General features: G+C 67.6%; 17 protein-coding genes. 9 read left to right on the plus strand and 8 right to left on the minus strand.

From position 1 onward, the window contains the following. Positions 1–29: 29 nt before the first annotated feature. A complete protein-coding gene (locus HALXA_RS06150) occupies positions 30–548 on the minus strand; it encodes an FxLYD domain-containing protein (RefSeq protein WP_013879449.1) in 519 nt (172 codons plus the stop codon). Positions 549–795: 247 nt separating this feature from the next. On the opposite strand from HALXA_RS06150, the gene HALXA_RS06155 reads away from it, so the two are divergent. Further along, the gene (locus HALXA_RS06155; protein ID WP_013879450.1) at positions 796–1854 is read left to right on the plus strand and encodes a hypothetical protein; all 1059 of its coding nucleotides are present in this window, start codon (positions 796–798) and stop codon (positions 1852–1854) included. 8 nt (positions 1855–1862) lie between these two features. Here the strand turns inward: HALXA_RS06155 and HALXA_RS06160 are convergent, their stop codons facing one another. Further along, complete coding sequence (locus tag HALXA_RS06160; protein WP_013879451.1) at positions 1863–2909, minus strand: hypothetical protein; 1047 nt, start codon at positions 2907–2909, stop codon at positions 1863–1865. Between the two features lie 202 nt (positions 2910–3111). Between HALXA_RS06160 and HALXA_RS06165 the strand changes: the two genes are divergently transcribed. From HALXA_RS06165 to HALXA_RS06175, 3 genes are all read left to right on the plus strand, one after another. Beyond that, positions 3112–4134 carry a hypothetical protein gene (locus tag HALXA_RS06165; RefSeq protein WP_013879452.1) on the plus strand — a complete coding sequence of 341 codons (1023 nt, stop codon included), beginning with the start codon at positions 3112–3114 and terminating at the stop codon, positions 4132–4134. A gap of 121 nt (positions 4135–4255) precedes the next feature. Further along, a complete protein-coding gene (locus HALXA_RS06170) occupies positions 4256–5284 on the plus strand; it encodes a hypothetical protein (protein ID WP_013879453.1) in 1029 nt (342 codons plus the stop codon). A 95-nt stretch (positions 5285–5379) separates the two neighbouring features. Beyond that, a complete protein-coding gene (locus HALXA_RS06175) occupies positions 5380–6417 on the plus strand; it encodes a hypothetical protein (protein WP_013879454.1) in 1038 nt (345 codons plus the stop codon). 63 nt (positions 6418–6480) lie between these two features. Here HALXA_RS06175 and ric read toward each other — a convergent pair whose 3' ends face one another. From ric to HALXA_RS06190, 3 genes are all read right to left on the minus strand, one after another. Continuing rightward, a complete protein-coding gene (gene ric / locus HALXA_RS06180) occupies positions 6481–7188 on the minus strand; it encodes an iron-sulfur cluster repair di-iron protein (RefSeq protein ID WP_013879455.1) in 708 nt (235 codons plus the stop codon). A gap of 280 nt (positions 7189–7468) precedes the next feature. Then, positions 7469–7813 (minus strand): cupin domain-containing protein, encoded by a 345-nt coding sequence (locus HALXA_RS06185; protein ID WP_013879456.1) that lies wholly within the window; start codon positions 7811–7813, stop codon positions 7469–7471. Positions 7814–7883: 70 nt separating this feature from the next. Further along, positions 7884–8177: a DUF7521 family protein gene (locus tag HALXA_RS06190; protein ID WP_013879457.1), complete on the minus strand. Its 294-nt coding sequence runs from the start codon at positions 8175–8177 to the stop codon at positions 7884–7886. Between the two features lie 176 nt (positions 8178–8353). Here HALXA_RS06190 and HALXA_RS06195 point away from each other — a divergent pair, with 176 nt between their 5' ends. Continuing rightward, the gene (locus HALXA_RS06195) at positions 8354–8623 is read left to right on the plus strand and encodes a CDGSH iron-sulfur domain-containing protein (RefSeq protein ID WP_013879458.1); all 270 of its coding nucleotides are present in this window, start codon (positions 8354–8356) and stop codon (positions 8621–8623) included. 34 nt (positions 8624–8657) lie between these two features. Here HALXA_RS06195 and HALXA_RS06200 read toward each other — a convergent pair whose 3' ends face one another. Together HALXA_RS06200 and HALXA_RS06205 are read right to left on the minus strand one after the other, a co-directional pair. Beyond that, positions 8658–11207 (minus strand): heavy metal translocating P-type ATPase, encoded by a 2550-nt coding sequence (locus HALXA_RS06200; protein ID WP_083822827.1) that lies wholly within the window; start codon positions 11205–11207, stop codon positions 8658–8660. A 123-nt stretch (positions 11208–11330) separates the two neighbouring features. Next, positions 11331–11552, minus strand: a complete 222-nt coding sequence (locus HALXA_RS06205; protein WP_013879460.1) for a hypothetical protein — start codon at positions 11550–11552, stop codon at positions 11331–11333. 102 nt (positions 11553–11654) lie between these two features. On the opposite strand from HALXA_RS06205, the gene HALXA_RS06210 reads away from it, so the two are divergent. Genes HALXA_RS06210 through HALXA_RS06225 form a run of 4 tightly spaced genes read left to right on the plus strand, consistent with a single transcriptional unit; the run spans position 11655 to position 14675 of the window. Continuing rightward, positions 11655–11891, plus strand: a complete 237-nt coding sequence (locus HALXA_RS06210) for a hypothetical protein (RefSeq protein ID WP_013879461.1) — start codon at positions 11655–11657, stop codon at positions 11889–11891. Further along, positions 11888–12709, plus strand: a complete 822-nt coding sequence (locus HALXA_RS06215) for a cytochrome c oxidase subunit II (protein ID WP_013879462.1) — start codon at positions 11888–11890, stop codon at positions 12707–12709. The genes HALXA_RS06210 and HALXA_RS06215 overlap by 4 nt, the downstream gene beginning before the upstream one ends. Next, positions 12702–14459, plus strand: coding sequence for a b(o/a)3-type cytochrome-c oxidase subunit 1 (locus tag HALXA_RS06220; RefSeq protein ID WP_013879463.1), 1758 nt, complete (start codon positions 12702–12704; stop codon positions 14457–14459). The genes HALXA_RS06215 and HALXA_RS06220 overlap by 8 nt, the downstream gene beginning before the upstream one ends. Beyond that, positions 14460–14675 carry a hypothetical protein gene (locus tag HALXA_RS06225; RefSeq protein WP_013879464.1) on the plus strand — a complete coding sequence of 72 codons (216 nt, stop codon included), beginning with the start codon at positions 14460–14462 and terminating at the stop codon, positions 14673–14675. 319 nt (positions 14676–14994) lie between these two features. Here the strand turns inward: HALXA_RS06225 and HALXA_RS06230 are convergent, their stop codons facing one another. Then, complete coding sequence (locus HALXA_RS06230) at positions 14995–15309, minus strand: DUF7091 family protein (RefSeq protein WP_049895213.1); 315 nt, start codon at positions 15307–15309, stop codon at positions 14995–14997. Positions 15310–15319: the final 10 nt, after the last annotated feature.

Here is a 15319-nt window from a genome sequence, read left to right on the forward strand (position 1 = left end):
CCGGCGTTCCACCGGCGATCTACCGGCGATCAGGACGGCGTTCCCAACACGGTAATGTCGTAGTCCGCGACGTTGGCCGGGGGCAGAAGGACGACGACTTGGAACTCCCACGCCTCGCCGCCGTCGAGGTCGCCGGTACTGGCGAAGTAGCGGCCGAGCATGTTGCCGGAGCCGTTGTAGATCCGGGTTCGAACTTCCACGAGCTGGATCCGGTCCCCGCCCGTGTTCTGGACTGTTCCCTGAATCGTCGATCCGAGGTACCCGCTCTCGACGACGAACTCGTGGTCGATCAGCGAGAGCGACTCGAGCGGCGTCACCGAGGTGTTGGGCTGTTGCTGGGCGAGCGCGGTCGCCGCGGACATCTGCGACGCCGAGCGGTTGGAGGCGTTGCTGGCGTTGACGTCGCCGACGTTGCCCTCCTCGTAGGACGGCTCGCCGTCGAGACCGCCGCTGCCGGTACAGCCGGCCCCGGCCGCCGCGACGACGCCCGCACCGAGCGACGCGAGGACGCGGCGGCGTGACCGGCTCGTCGACTCCGAGCGCGTCATCGCCCTCGATCCCTCGTGGACAGGTCGTTTCCCTCACCGAGCATGTACTAGCGCGACACCGCCGACGCATTTCAGTGTAGGCCCTGAACGCTGAAAGCGGGTCTCGGAACGGGACGGGCGATCGTATCAACGGTCGAGACTGTCAGCGACCCGCGGCGGTCGACTCGCTGCGTGCCGCGGACCGGTCTCCGCGCCGGTGATGTGTGCAACGCAGGCCCTTATTGTCGGGTGCGTGGAACGTGTCGGTATGGGGTCCTCCGAGACCGAGACCGACGAGACGCTCGAGTCCTACGGGGCCGACGTGGGGAGGCAGGCGGGGCCGGTGACGCAGTTCCACGAGTGGTTCCTGATTCAGGGGAATCGATTAGCGGTCGCGGGACTGGTCTCGCTGGTCATCTTCGCGCTGGTCGTCGCGCTGCACGAACTCGGGGTTATCAACTTCGTCAATCCGAACTCCGTCACGCGCGTCGCCAGCGGGATGATCGCGGGGACGTTCTCGCTCGTGACGCTGGTCGTCTCGGTCAATCAGCTCATCCTCTCCCAGGAGTTCAGTTCGGCGGGAAAGGCGCGCGACCGGTTCGAGAGCGTCGTGGACTTCCGCGAGGACGTAGCGACGGAAGCGGCCATCCCCGCGACGCCGGCCGCACCGACCCGGGTCCTCGATCTGATCATCGAATCGATCCGCCACGAGGCGGTCCAGCTCGCCGACACCGTCGCGGACAACGACGACCGTGAGGTTCGCGAGACGGTCACGCGGTACACCAACAGTGTTCGAGAGCGGGCCGATCGGGTCGACGAGACGCTCGAGCAGTCGTCGTTCGGGACGTTCTCGGCAGTTTCAGCGGCGATCAACTACGACGAGGCCTGGCAGCTGTACGTCGCGACGCACCTGCGCAACGAGTACGCCGATTCGCTGACGCCGGCCGCGACGGAGCAGTTCGACGAGCTGATCGGCTCCCTGAAGCTGTTCAACGTGGCCCGCGAGCAGTTCAAGACGACGTACCTGCAGCGGGAGCTCACCCGGTTCTCGCAGTTGACGATCTACTGCGGGGTGCCGTCGATCCTGTCGGCGATCCTCGTCGGCCTCCTGTACGCCGATTTCGCCGGGCCGAGCGTCAGCGCCGCCGTCCTCCCCTACGTGGTGAGCGTGCTGATCGTCGTCGTCCTCTCGCCGCTCGCGCTGTTGGTCTCCTACATTCTGCGGACCGCGACGGTCACGCGCCGCACCGCGTCGGTCGGCCCGATGATTCCGCAGAAAGACCCCGACGAAGGACCCTTCGACGTGGAGTACGGCGAGGATCGGTAGGCGTTACGCTACTTCCATCCGACGTCCGAACCGCGGTCCGTCTCCCGCAGAATAAAGGGGCCGATCGCGAGCGTCCACTTCGCAACCGTGACGATCCGGAGGATGTACGACAGGAAGATCGCAAACGGCGTCACGCCGACGGCGAAGCAGAGGCCGATGATCAGCAGGCCGTGATCGAAGCCCGCCGTCGTCCCCGTTACGTCGCCCACCTCGAAGACGAGGATCATGTACGCCGAGACCGCCAGCGCGGGCAGCGCGAGGTACGCCAGCGCCCGCGAGAGGGTGATGATCTCCCACCGGAAGTACAGCGTCTTGAAGTGCTCGCGGGCCGGCCCGAAGAACCCGAGCACCTCGAGCAACTCCTCGAGTTCGTCGTCGACGGCGTCGGGAAGCGCCCCCTCGTGTCGGTTGCGAACTCGGTTGCCGGTGTAGATCTTCCAGGAGTAGTTGTACTCGAGGGCAGCCTTGACGACCTCGAACCGCCCGAACTCCTTTCCCTCGAGGCTGTCGGCGACCCGGTCGGCGTCGACCGCGATCCCCTCGGCGTACTCGCGGACGTCTTCGCGAACCGATTCGTCGAGGTCCGGGGACGACTCGAGCGCGGCGAGGAGTTCGTCGGCGCGGTCGCCGGTCGCTTCGACGAGCCCTCGGAGGAACGCGGAGGGTTCGGGGGGACTGGTCGTCCGATCGACGGCGTCTTCGGCGTCCCGCCGGAACTCGAGCGCACCCGCCATCCGTTCGCGCTGCTCGTCGACCGGGCCGAGCTCCTCCGCGAGGACGAACTGGTTGAACGTCAACACGAGGGTGACGCCCATGATGATCCCGATGATGGTCGGGGTGAAGACGGCGGAGATCGGCGCGGGGTCGAACAGCTTCGAGATGGAGCCGGGACCGAACTCGCCGAGGGCGACGAGGATGACGTACGAGACGGCGAGCATCGCGCCGGCCACGAGGACTCGGTTCCCCTCGACCAGAAACCACAGCACCGGGCGGCCGCCGGGAACGCGATCGACCATCGCGTTCGACGTCTCGGCGCTCCCGTCGGACTCGCTCATACGGATCGACACACCAGCGCCGGTCGTACAAGTGTTGCCGTCGTTTGCACGCAGCTAACTCGCTCTGTGAGCGCCGCGGTCGCGGTCGCAGCGGCGATCGGGGCGGGACCGGACGCCGCGACCGCAACCGGGACGCGATCGGTCCGTCTAGTCGCTCCGTACCGAGCGTACGCTTTTTCCCGCGGTCGTTGAGATGCGGGGTATGGACGCCGACGAACGGGTCGACGAGGCGGTCAGTCGGAGCGATCTGGTGCACGAGCGCCTCCGCGAATCGCCGATCAAGCGGTGGATCCTCCTCGACGGGAACCGGTACGCGCTCGTCGGGGCGTTCTCGATCGTCGTCTTCTGCACCTGCGCCGGCATCGGCCTCGCCGGCTACATCCCCGTCACCGATCCGGGAACCGCGACGACGCTCGTCGCGTCGATCGTCGGCGGCACGCTCCCCTTCATCACGATCGTGCTCGCGATCAACCAGCTCGTCCTCTCGCAGGAGCTCGGCTGGCCCGGCGACCTCGAGGACCGGTTCGAGGGGATGGCCTCGTTCCGCCGCGAGGTCGAGGAACTGACCGGGGAATCCGTGAGCCCGGCCGCGCCGGCCGACTTCCTCCAGCTGATCGTCGCGACCGTCGCCGAGCGCGCGGAGACGCTGCGCCCGGTCGCGGACCGGATCGACGATCCGGCGGTCGCCGCGCGCCTCGAGGATTTCGTCGACGCGGTCGCCGACGAGGGAGCGATCGTCACCGAATCGCTCGAGGGGACGGACTTCGGCACGTTCGAAACGCTGTCGTCGGTGCTCGGCCACTTCAACGGCGCCCACCTCTACGCCGCCCGCCGGATCCGGGCGGACCACGCCGAGGAGCTCCCCGACGAGGCCCTCGAGACCCTCGAGTTTCTCGTCGAACTGCTCGGCCACGTCGCGATCGCCCGCCAGACGTTCAAGACGCTGTACATGCAGTACGAACTGGCCTCCCTCTCGAAGCTCCTCCTAGTCGTCGGCTTTCCGACGCTGCTCGGCGGCGGGCTCTTCACGATGGCCTACCCGGCGATCGTCGGCGCCGTCGGCGATCGGACCGTCCTCGTGCTCGTCGTCAGCGGCGCCGTCACGTTCGTCTTCCTCCCCTTTATCGTACTCCTGGTCTACACGTTCCGCATCGCGTCGATCTCGAGCCGGACGGCCGACTTCGGGCCGTTCGTGCCCCGCGTCGAGGTGGAGGGCGAGGACTGACGGACGCGGTCGATCGGCGATCCGAGGGCGCCGAGGGCGTCCCACGACGGTCGCCCGCTTCCCGTCCTGTCGCCTTCCGGGCGGGGTATTTTACTCGCCGCCGTCGTTCGTCCCGCAGGGAATGAGTGATTCGGACTCGAGCGGCGTGTTGAGCCAACGGGCCGGCGTCGGCGGTCTACGACTGTGGCTGTTGCTCCGGTTGAATCGCTGGCTCTTCACGGCGGCCGTGCTGGCGATCGTGTTCGTCGTCCTGGTCGGGGCCAGTTGGCTGGGGCTCACGCCCCTGCGGATAATCGTCGCGCGGCACAACGGCACGTTCTGGATCTTCTCGGCGTTCATCGGGGCGATCATCACCGGCACGTCGATCGTCGTCACGATAAACCAGCTCGTCCTCTCGCAGGAACTCGGCGCCATCGGCGACCAGCGGGATCGCATGCAGAACGCCATGGACTTCCGTCAGGATCTCGAGGACTCGCTCGAGAAGGAGGACGTGACCCCGCCCGAACCCGCCGCCTTCCTCTACGAACTCGTCGACGGCGTCGAGGAGGAGGCGAACGACCTCGAGGAGACGGTGGCGCGCGATCACGGCGACGAGATTCAGTCGAAGGTCGCGGACTACGTCGACGACGCCGTCGAGAACGCACAGGTCGTCAAGGACGACCTCGAGGACGCCCAGTTCGGGACCTTCGACGTGATCTGGAACGCACTGAACTTCAACTACTCGCGGAAGATCTACGACGCCCGAAAGATCCGCGCCGACCACGGCGACGACCTCTCCGAGGATGCGGAGGACGAACTCAACGAGATGATCGAGTTGCTGAAGTTCTTCGGCCCGGCCCGCGAGCACTTCAAGACGCTGTACTTCCAGTGGGAACTGATCAACCTCTCGCGGGCGCTGCTGTACGTCTCCGTGCCGGCCCTCGCCGTCATGGCGCTGCTGATGATGTACATCGACGGGCAGGCGCTGCCCGGGACGACGCTCGGGGCCGACAACCTCGTCTGGGTTACGAGCGCCGGCTTCGTCGTCGGCATCGCCCCGTTCGTCGTCTTCATCGTCTACATCCTTCGGATCGCGACGGTCGCGAAGCGGACGCTCGCGATGGGCCCGTTCATCCTGCGGGAGTCGGAGCGCGACGAGGATCTCGGGTGAGGGAGACGCTCGCTCGCCGCACCGCTCGGCCGGCCGTCGGGGCCGCGCCGGCCGTAGCTATTTCCGCCGGTCCGTGGTACCCTCGGTCTCCAGCGATGAGCGACGACGGCTCCCAGCCCGGCGACACGATGGCCGAGCGCAGCACGTCACCGACGGCGAAACACTGGCTCCTGTTGAACGCCAACCGGTGGCTCGTCACGGCCGCGCTCGCGCTGTTCGTCTTCGTCGGTCTGCTCGCCGTCGCTCGGTTCAGCCCCGTCTCGCTGCAGGCGCTCGTCGGCGCACGGGACCCGATCGAGACCGTCTTTCAGGCCCTCGTGACCGCGCTGATCACCGGGGTGACGCTCGTCATCACCATCAACTCGCTGGTGCTCTCGCAGGAGCTCGGCGCCGTCGAGGACCAGCGCGAGCGGTTCTCCGGCGCGATGGACTTCAGGGAGGACGTCGAGTCGTCGATCGACGCGCCGATCAGCCCGCCGGAACCGGCCTCGTTCGTGCGGGCCATCGTCGCCGCGTCCGAGGAGCGGGCGAACGATTTCCGGGCCGCCGTTTCCGACGGTCACGACGAGGAGTTCGCCGACCGCGTCGACGACTTCGTCGACAACGTCACGACCCACGCCGACTCGATTCGAGGAGACCTCGAGGACGCCCAGTTCGGCACGTACGACGTGCTCAAGGCGGCGCTGGACTACAACTATTCGTGGAAGATCTTCCGGCTGCGCCGGATCCGAAACGCCCACGCGGACTCGTTCACCGAGGAGACCCACGCCGCCTACGACGACCTCCTCGAGTCGCTCGAGCTGTTCGGCCTCGCTCGCGAACACTTCAAGACGCTGTACTTCCAGTGGGAGCTGATCAACCTCTCGCGGGCGATGATGTACGTCGCCGTCCCCGCGCTGGTCGTCACGATGTCGATGATCCTCTTTTTCGAGCCGAACGTCGTGCGCGGAACCGCCCTCGGGATCGACGCGTTCGTCTGGATCGTCGCGGCGGCCGCGACCGTCGCGGTCGTCCCGTTCCTGCTGTTGATTTCCTTCATCCTCCGGATCGCGACCGTGGCCAAGCGGACGCTGGCGATCGGCCCGTTCATCCTGCGGGAGTCGAGCCGCGGCGAGGAGATCGACTGGGAGTGAGCCGGCGGCCGTTCGGTCGCCGCTCTCGACGCAGCCGTTCGGTCGCCGACCACAGCACAGCCGTCAGCGCTCGGCCAGCAGGTCCGCCGCCTTCGGGAACAGCACGTTGTTCTCCCGGTGGACGTGCATGTGCGTGTCCCGCTCGAGGTTCTCCAGTCGCTCGAGCATGCGCCGGTAGCTGGCGCAGGCGTCCTCGGGAACCGCGTAGCCGTCGGTGAGATCGTTGATGCGCTCGAGGCGGTCCGCGGTCTCGCTGTGTTCCGCCTCGAGGTGGTCGATCTCGTCCTCGATCCGCGCTCGCTCGTCGGCCGTCAGGTCGGCCCCCGTATCGAGCTTCTTGATCACGGGGAAGGCGTTCTGTTCCTCGTCGTCGATGTGATGGAACATGTCGTCGACGAGGTCCTGGAACTCGCTTTCGACCTCCTGCAGTTCCGGGTGGGAGTCGCCGTGAACGTCGGCGACCTTCTCCACGAGGGCCTCGAGGTCGGGGAGGTTCCGCCGCAGGGGTCGGTGGTGGTCCCAGACGATGACGTTCGCGAGCTGGGTCGGGGAGTCCCACTCGTGCTCGCGGTCGGGCGCTCCGTCGGCGCCGTCGAGACGTTCGGCGACCCGCTCGAGCGCGAGGTCAGCTTCCTCGCAGGCCGTCGCCAGCGACGTAGCGCCGCCGCAGCAGTAGTCGATGTCGAGCGATTCGAAAACGCGGGCGTATTCGGGGTTCGATGCGACGAGGTCGCCGAGTCGTGCGTCCGGGTCGAATTGTACGTGTTCCATCGGTAGTCACCTCGAGACGGCCGTTTACCCGGTCGGACGACAGCCCCGCGGCTGCCGACAACCGCCGGTTTAGGCCGTCCTAAACCGCGTATTCGAACGAAGCGACTCCGGGCCGAAAGCTTCGGCCCCGAACATGATCGTGTGTAGTGGGCGGGCCTCGAGACGGAGACGCTGCCCGACGACGTTCAATCCGAACCGGCGGCTGGTATCCGTCGCGACTCGAGAAATCGGCTGCCTAGGGGTTGCCATCACTGTTCGTAACCGAGACGCGATTGTCGGCTTACAGCGGCGCGCCGACCAGCACGAGCTTCGCCCGTTCGTCGCCCACATTGGAGAGCTGGCGGCTCTCCTCGGGATCGATGCGAATGAGTTCGTCGGCCTCGAGGGTGACCGTCTCGTCGGCGTCGGTCAGCGCGACCTCGACCGTCCCGCTGACGACGTAGTAGATCTCCTCCTGTCCGGTCTCGCTCTCGTCGTGTTCCATCCCGTCGGCGCCCGGCTCGAGTTCGAGGATCGAGATGCCGACCTGGTCGCTGTCGAGTTCCTCCTTGAGGAACCACATGCCGCCGGCGTCTTCGGGAACGACTGATTCCGGATCGGTCTTCGTCGCGGTGTTGTAGGCCATAGTCTGGTTCACGGTCCGTGGCCGCGGATTAAAATAGTGCGGGATGCAGAAATCAACGTGAACGCCGACGTTACGTCGCGTACAGCGAGTAGGCGATCACGAGAAAGCCGGCCAGCACCAGCAGACTCTCGAGCAGGATGCCCACCATGAGCGTGACCCCGAGCAGTTCGGTCAGCAGGCCCGCGAGAAAGAGCCCGAGCGTCACGAGGCCGAACCCGCCCGCGAGGTAGCCGAGCGGCCGCTGGCGCGTCCGCTGGTAGGCCTTGTACGCGAAGTACGTGATGACCCCGCCGACGATCAGAACGAGGGTCTTGACGACGGCGAGCGCGATCGTGGTCGGGGTCTCCACGGCGTAGGAACTCATAGCTGTTGTCACGTTCGGAATGCGCGACGACGACCAAGAATCTTGCCGTTCACGCGGCCGAACGCCCCGCAGCGACGGGTGCCGTTCGAACTGACTCGAGTTCCGGCCGCGGCCGTCGTCGCTCGAACTTCGAACACGAGCGACCGTTTTTGCCGCTCCGGCACCGAGTGGCGCCCATGACGCGACTCGTCGAACTCGAGGGCACCGGCCCGAAAAAGCTCGATCCGGACGATATCGACGACGAAAAGGGCGACGTGGCGGTCTGTCAGTGCGGGCTCTCGGACTCGTTTCCCTTCTGCGACGGCAGCCACCGGCGAACGGAGGGCGAAGCCGACGACGAAACGTACGTCTACGAGGACGGTGAGCGCCGGCGGGTGGAGCGGGTCGTGACGGCTGACGACGCGGACGGCCCCGAAGCTGGCGGGACGGATAGAGACGAGCACTGAGCACTCGAGCGATCGGCTCCGGATTCCGAACGACTCACTCCCTCGAGCCGAGCGACCGCGCCGAGTTCGCCACCACGAGGGCGCTGCTCGCGGCCATCGCGACGGCCGCGAACAGCGGGTTCAACAGGCCGCCGATCGCCAGCGGAATCGCGACCCCGTTGTAGCAGAACGCCCACGCGAGGTTCTGGCGGATCCGCCGGTGGGTCCCCGCGGCGACGTCGAACGTCACCGCGACCGCCTCGAGGTCGTCGCCGACGATCACGGCGTCGGCCGCCTCGGTCGCGAGCTCCGTCCCGCCGCCCATAGCGATCCCGACGTCGGCGGCGGCCAGCGCGGGCGCGTCGTTGCTCCCGTCGCCGACCATCGCGATCGTCCCCCGCGCCCGGAGGCGGTCGACGGTCTCGGCCTTCGCTTCCGGCGGGACGCCCGCGAAGACCTCGTCGACCCCGTCGACCGCGCGGAACCGCTCGGCGGTCGGCCCCTCGTCGCCGGTGAGAACGACGACCTCGCGGCCCGACGAGAGCGTCTCGAGCGCCGCGTCGAGCTCCTCGCGTTCCGAGTCGCCGACCGCGATCACCCCGTGGGTTCGGCCGTCCCAGCCGACGGCGACCGGAACCCGGCCGGCTGCGCGGGCGTCGTCGATCGGGGCCTCGAGGGCGTCGGGAACCGACAGCCCGCGCTCGCGGCAGTAGTCGGGGTGGCCGACGACGACGCGGTCGCCGTCGACGACGCCGCTGACGCCGCGGTCGGCCCGTTCGAACGAGTCGACGGCTGCGGCGGCTGCAGAACCGTTGGCGCCGGTCTCGAGGTCGCCGTCGTCCTCGCCAGTTTCGGCCTCGAGATCGCCCCCGTCGGCCGCGGCGACGGGCGCCGCCTCGGCGACGGCGGCGGCGATCGGGTGCTCCGACAGCGATTCGACCGCGCCGGCCCGCCGGAGTAGCTCGTCGCCGTCGGTCCCGTCGACGGTGTGGACGTCCTCGACGGCCATCCGCCCGGTCGTCAGCGTCCCCGTCTTGTCCAGCACGACGACGTCGACGTCCGGAGCGTCCTCGAAGATCGCCTCCGCGGCGACGACGATCCCGCGCTTCGCGGCGGCCTGGACGCCCGCGGCGATCGCCAGCGGCGTCGCCAGCCCGAGCGCGCAGGGACAGGAGACGATGACGACCGTCAACCCGACCAGGAGGGCGGTCGACGGACTCGAACCGGTCGCGAGCAGGACGGCGGCCGTCCCGACGGCGAGGGCGACGACCAGCGGGACGAACACCGTCGCGAGCTTGTCCGCGAGCCGCTGGACGCCGGGCCGGGCGCTCTGGATCGACCAGAGCAGGGAGACGAGCCGATCGAGGGTGCTCTCGGCCTCGTCCCCGACCGCGACGACGAGCGGCGCGTCGGTGACGACGGTGCCGCCGCGGAGTTCGTCCCCGGGGGTCTTCCGGACCGGCAGGGACTCGCCCGTGACCAGCGACTCGTCGACGGCCGCGGTCCCCTCGACGACCTCGCCGTCGAGGGGGACCCGCTCGCCGGGGCGGACGAGCAGCCGATCGCCGGGCTCGACGGCCTCGAGCGGGACGGTCTCGCCGCTCTCGAGGCGGGCCTCGTCGACCTGCCGTTCGGTCAGCTCCGAGAGCAGTCCCGTCGCGCGGCGCTTGACCGCCCGCTCGTAGTGGGTGCCCGCGGTGACGACGAGGACGACGGCGACGGTGACGTCGAAGTAGAGGTGGCTCTCCCCGAGGGCGATCGCGACCGCGCTGTAGCCGTACGAGCCGAGCGCGGCCGTCGCGACGAGCAGATCCATGTTCGGCCGACCCGCCCGGAGGCTGACGTACGCGCCCCGGAGGATCGGGTATCCGGTGTAGAAGAGGATAACGGACGTGAACACCCAGATGTTCGCGGACAGAAACGCGAGCTCGTCGCCGCCGAAGGCGACGACCGGCTCGAGGTCGAAGTAGGTCGGGTAGAGAAAGAGGACGTACCACACCGTGACCATCATGCCGAAGAAGCCGCCGAGCAGCAGCCGCGCGAGCCCGTCGTCGTCGCTCGCGTCGCTGTCGGCGCCCGACCGGTCGGTCGCGGTGTAGCCGTAGCCCGAGACGATCTCGGGGAGGTCGTCGGCCGCGAGCCGGTCGGGGTCGTAGACGATCCGGATCGTGTCCGTCGCGTAGCTCGCCGCCGCGCCCAGCACGCCCGCCTCGCGCTCGGCGACCGACTCGAGGAACGCCTCGCAGGTCGAGCAGTGCATGCCCTCGACCGCGAGGAAGGCGTCCTCGCCGTCGAGGCCGTCGAGGTCGCGACCGTCCGCATCGGTCTCGTCCCCGGCGGCTCGCGACCGTACCGCCGACTCCTCGGGGGCGTCGTCGTGCTGCTCGAGGGCTCGCGCGACCTCGAGACAGCCCCGACAGCAGAAGGTGCCGTCGACGTCGGACGCGGTGATCGGCTCGGGCGGCGTCCGGAGGTCACAGAGGTCGCAGGCGTCGGGTTCCGCTTCGGCGGCTGCGCTGGCGGGGTCGGCGTCGCTCACCGAACCGACAGCCGATGCGGACGCGCGGGCAGGTGATTCCGGGTGACGATCTGGGTCTCGACTCATGTCGGTAGCTCGTGTGAACGGTAACGGCGGTGACGGCGGGTCAACGCCGTGCGGCAGCAGCCCGCGCTGGTGCGGGACGGAGCCGAGGGCGAGGAAGACGATGCCGAGTCGGGACGCTCGAACTCAGCCGGTGGTTCCGTTCCCTTCGGCGGGTCCGTGTCCGTGTCCGTGTGATTCCTCGACCGGCGAGAAGGCCACGTACAGCGACCCGTAGATGAGCAGGACGTTGATCGCGCTGACGAGGCCGGCCACTGCGGAGTGGGTGCTCCCGTAGACGAACACCGGAACGATCGCAAGCAAGGCGACGGCGGCCACGCGTCGCGGCGTGGCGGTCTCGAGAGTCATACTGCTCAGTGGGGGTGTCGACTACCTAAAGACCCGTCGTACTTCCCGATCCGTGGGAACTTCGGTCGGATCGTAAGTATTCCCCCTTCCCTATCCCTCCGTATGAGTTCGGCGACAGAATCGACGAAAACCGATCGGGCACGCGATATGGGTGCCGACGAGCCCGATATCGTGCGCGAGCTCGGTCACGACGAGTACGATCCGATCGGGACGCTGATCCTGATCGCGATCTACTTCGCGATACTGGTACTGCTGTGGCTGTTCATGTACTTCGTCGAGTTCCTCGGCAACGGCCCGACGGTCGTCGGGTCGCTCCTGACGGTGGTGGGGCTGGCATGAACATCCACACCTACGAGAAGATCTGGCTGGTCGCGGCGATGGTGTTGATCGTCGGCTTCATCGCGACGATCACCTACGGCGCGGTCGGGCCCGGAATCGCGATGGTCGACGACGACGGCGGCTCGATCGACCCCGACGAGATCAACGACCACGAGCGGTTCGGCGACACCGGCGTCGAACACGTCGGCGGCAACGAGTACGAGGTCGCCGTCGTCGCGCAGGCGTGGTCGTACTTCCCTGAGGAAATCGACGTGCCGGCAAACAGCGAAGTGACGTTCTACGTGACGAGTCGAGACGTGACCCACAGCTTCTCCGTGGTCGGCACGAACATCAACACGATGGTCATCCCCGGCGAAGTCTCGCAGATGACCGTCGAGTTCGACGAACCCGGCGAGTACGGCATCCTCTGTAACGAGTACTGCGGCGCAGGTCACCACGACATGGAAGGCAAACTGAACGTCGTTCCCGAGGACGAGTTCGACATGACCGAACTGGACGTCGAAGCCCCCGACGAGGTCGAGGCGGGCAACGAAACGACGATCAACGCGACCGTCAGCGACGGAATGCAGACCGACCTCGAGACGACCGCGGCCCTCGAGATCGGCGACCAGCAGTACGAAGAACCCGTCGCGATCGAGGGCGCCGGCAGCGAGTCCGTCGAGTTCGCGGTCGACACCGCGGAACTGGGCGACGGCGACCACGACTGGACAATGACCGTCGACGACGAGGAAGAAAGCGGCACGCTCTCGGCGGTGAACGGGTCGGACGACGGGACCGACGACTCTGCGGGCGGAGACGGAGGTGACGGCGATGCGTAACGCCTACGTCGATCAGTTCCCCGCGGAAGCGAAGGTCATCAAGGCCGCCTTCTGGAGTTCGTTCCTCGCGCTGGCTATCGGCGGCCTGCTCGGCCTCGTACAGGCGCTCCACCGGACGGACGTCCTCCGGTTCATCGAGTCGGCGGACTACTACACCGTGTTGACCGCCCACGGCGTCCTGCTGGCGATCACGTTCACGATCTTCTTCCTCGTGGGGGTCTTCACCTGGGCGGTGACGACCAGCCTCGAGCGGGGCGTCGTCGACACCCGCTTCACCTGGTCGTGGTACGCCATGATGGTCGTCGGCACGGTGCTCGTCGGCGTCACGATCTTCGCCGGCTTCCTCGAGGAACCGCCGTCGATTCTCGGCTCGGAGCTGTACGCGGACGTGCTCTTTACGTTCTACTCGCCGCTGCAGGCACACCCGCTGTTCTACCTCGGACTGGTGTTGTTCGTCGTCGGCTCCTGGCTGGCCGGCGTCGACTGGTTCCGGACGTGGTGGGCCTGGCGGGCGGAGAACCCCGACGAGCGGATCCCGCTGCCGACGTTCATGGTGTTGACGACGACGCTGTTCTGGTACATCTGTACGTTCGGCGTCGCCCTGTCGATTCTCGTCTTCCTGCTGCCGTGGTCGCTCGGCGTCGTCGACTCCGTGAACCCGCTGTTGACCCGGACGCTGTTCTGGTACTTCGGCCACGCGGTCGTCTACTTCTGGCTGATGCCGGCGTACATGATGTGGTACATCATGCTGCCGAAGCTCTCCGGCGGGAAGCTCTTTAGCGACCCGCTCGCGCGCGTCGTCTTCGTGCTGTTCCTGCTGCTCTCGACGCCGCTCGGCATCCACCACCAGTATCTGGACCCCGGCATCGCGGAGGGGTACAAGTTCATCGCGATGACGAACACGATGTTCCTGCTGCTGCCGAGCCTGCTGACGGCCTTTACCGTCGTCGCAAGCATGGAACACGGCGCGCGCCAGCGCGGCGGCGAGGGCTACTTCGGCTGGCTCAGAGCGCTGCCGTGGCGCGACCCGGTCTTTACCGGCATGGCGCTGGCGGGCCTGATGTTCGCCGCGGCCGGCTTCTCCGGCATGATCAACGCGGGGATGAACATCAACTACCTCGTCCACAACACCTGGTGGGTCGTCGGCCACTTCCACCTCACCGTCGGCACCGCCGTCGCGCTGACGTTCATGGCCGCGGCCTACTGGTTCATCCCGCAGGTGACCGGCAAGGCCCTGTGGAACCGCTCGGTCGCGCTGGGCCAAGTCCTGCTGTGGTTCATCGGCATGACGTTCATGTCGAACGCGATGCACCGCTCGGGGCTGTTCGGGATGCCCCGCCGGACCGCCGAACCGCAGTACGAGAACTTCGCGTTCGAACCCGCGGCCGGGACCGTCGGCGAGATCAACGCCCAGGTCGCCCTCGGCGCCGCGATCCTGACCGTCTCGCTGGCCCTGTTCCTCCTGAACATGATCATGACGTCGTTCAACGGCGACGGGACCAGCGCCGCGATTCCGGACAACACCTACGCCGGAACGCTCTCGGGTCCCGAGGACGCGCCGGCGATCCTCGACAACCTCAAGCTCTGGACCGCCATCGCCATCGTCCTCGTGATCTTCGCGTACACGCTCCCGCTCGCGAGCATCGTCGAGAGCGGCGGCCTGTTCGGTCCCGGTATCGACGGGCGACAGCTCACGCTCGTCCCCGATACCACGACCGTCCTCGAGACCGTCCGTGGGGTGATTCCGTAGATGCGCATCTCCAAGGCCGGCCTCCTCGTCGTTACGGCGATCGTCATCCCGATCGTCGTCGAACTCCGCACCGCGCTCTCGTGGTTCGGCATCGAACTCTCGGTCCTCGAGGGGGTTGTCCTCGGTCTCGCGATCGTGCTCGCGATCGTCGTCTGGGCGGTGTGGCCGTCCGACGGCGACGGCACCGCTGAGACCGACCCCGCGGGTCCCGAGTGATCGGTCGCGACGGCCCGACGCCCGGTCGAGAATCGGACGCCGGCTTTTCCGACGAATTGGGGGACACGGCGACGCAGACGGACGAAGAAGTGTCCGCTTCCCGCGGGCGGACGACCTGAGAGCGGGTCGAGCACCCGCCGTGACGGGACCGGTTTTCGTCGCAACTCCGCGCGCTCGAGCTCGAGGTTTTGTCGAGAGGGAAGCGAAGCGCGCTGACAGCGAACCGGTTCGGCGTGGTGGTGTCCCTCCCGAATCATCCGCTTCGATTCCGAGAACCGCTCCGGAGATCGAACCCGTCTAGCTACTGGAAGCGCGACGGTCACTCCCAGGTTTCGATCCGGCCCTCGCGAACGTCCTCGGCACACCCCTCGCAGTCGGGGTGGCCCGCCTCGTAGCAGGCCGGCCGGAACTGGTCGTCGAGCATCGCCGCCCGGCGCTCGGCATAGCGCCGGCAGACGATCTTCGCCCGGTCCTCCTCGTCCGAGGGTAGCCCGCGAGCGTTCTTCGCCACCTCGTAGGCCTCGCGGGCCTCCTCGAGTTGCCCGTCGGTCGATTCGCGCAGCTGTTCGTACTGCTCGCCCGCCTCCCGCAGCTTCGATCGGAGGAATCGCTCGAGCCGACGCCGATCCGCCATTATCGGTCGT

It is taken from the genome of Halopiger xanaduensis SH-6 (assembly GCF_000217715.1).
GTDB classification, from domain to species: Archaea; Halobacteriota; Halobacteria; order Halobacteriales; family Natrialbaceae; genus Halopiger; species Halopiger xanaduensis.

Bases quoted from the DNA above. Each gene is read 5' to 3' on its own strand.
- HALXA_RS06165 (WP_013879452.1), top strand. From the start codon at position 3,112: ATGGACGCCGACGAACGGGTCGACGAGGCGGTCAGTCGGAGCGATCTG.
- HALXA_RS06200 (WP_083822827.1), bottom strand. From the start codon at position 11,207: ATGAGTCGAGACCCAGATCGTCACCCGGAATCACCTGCCCGCGCGTCC.
- HALXA_RS06230 (WP_049895213.1), bottom strand. From the start codon at position 15,309: ATGGCGGATCGGCGTCGGCTCGAGCGATTCCTCCGATCGAAGCTGCGG.
- HALXA_RS06150 (WP_013879449.1), bottom strand. From the start codon at position 548: ATGACGCGCTCGGAGTCGACGAGCCGGTCACGCCGCCGCGTCCTCGCG.
- ric (WP_013879455.1), bottom strand. From the start codon at position 7,188: ATGGAACACGTACAATTCGACCCGGACGCACGACTCGGCGACCTCGTC.
- HALXA_RS06215 (WP_013879462.1), top strand. From the start codon at position 11,888: ATGAACATCCACACCTACGAGAAGATCTGGCTGGTCGCGGCGATGGTG.
- HALXA_RS06185 (WP_013879456.1), bottom strand. From the start codon at position 7,813: ATGGCCTACAACACCGCGACGAAGACCGATCCGGAATCAGTCGTTCCC.
- HALXA_RS06190 (WP_013879457.1), bottom strand. From the start codon at position 8,177: ATGAGTTCCTACGCCGTGGAGACCCCGACCACGATCGCGCTCGCCGTC.
- HALXA_RS06205 (WP_013879460.1), bottom strand. From the start codon at position 11,552: ATGACTCTCGAGACCGCCACGCCGCGACGCGTGGCCGCCGTCGCCTTG.
- HALXA_RS06175 (WP_013879454.1), top strand. From the start codon at position 5,380: ATGAGCGACGACGGCTCCCAGCCCGGCGACACGATGGCCGAGCGCAGC.
- HALXA_RS06160 (WP_013879451.1), bottom strand. From the start codon at position 2,909: ATGAGCGAGTCCGACGGGAGCGCCGAGACGTCGAACGCGATGGTCGAT.
- HALXA_RS06170 (WP_013879453.1), top strand. From the start codon at position 4,256: ATGAGTGATTCGGACTCGAGCGGCGTGTTGAGCCAACGGGCCGGCGTC.
- HALXA_RS06220 (WP_013879463.1), top strand. From the start codon at position 12,702: ATGCGTAACGCCTACGTCGATCAGTTCCCCGCGGAAGCGAAGGTCATC.
- HALXA_RS06225 (WP_013879464.1), top strand. From the start codon at position 14,460: ATGCGCATCTCCAAGGCCGGCCTCCTCGTCGTTACGGCGATCGTCATC.
- HALXA_RS06155 (WP_013879450.1), top strand. From the start codon at position 796: ATGGGGTCCTCCGAGACCGAGACCGACGAGACGCTCGAGTCCTACGGG.
- HALXA_RS06210 (WP_013879461.1), top strand. From the start codon at position 11,655: ATGAGTTCGGCGACAGAATCGACGAAAACCGATCGGGCACGCGATATG.
- HALXA_RS06195 (WP_013879458.1), top strand. From the start codon at position 8,354: ATGACGCGACTCGTCGAACTCGAGGGCACCGGCCCGAAAAAGCTCGAT.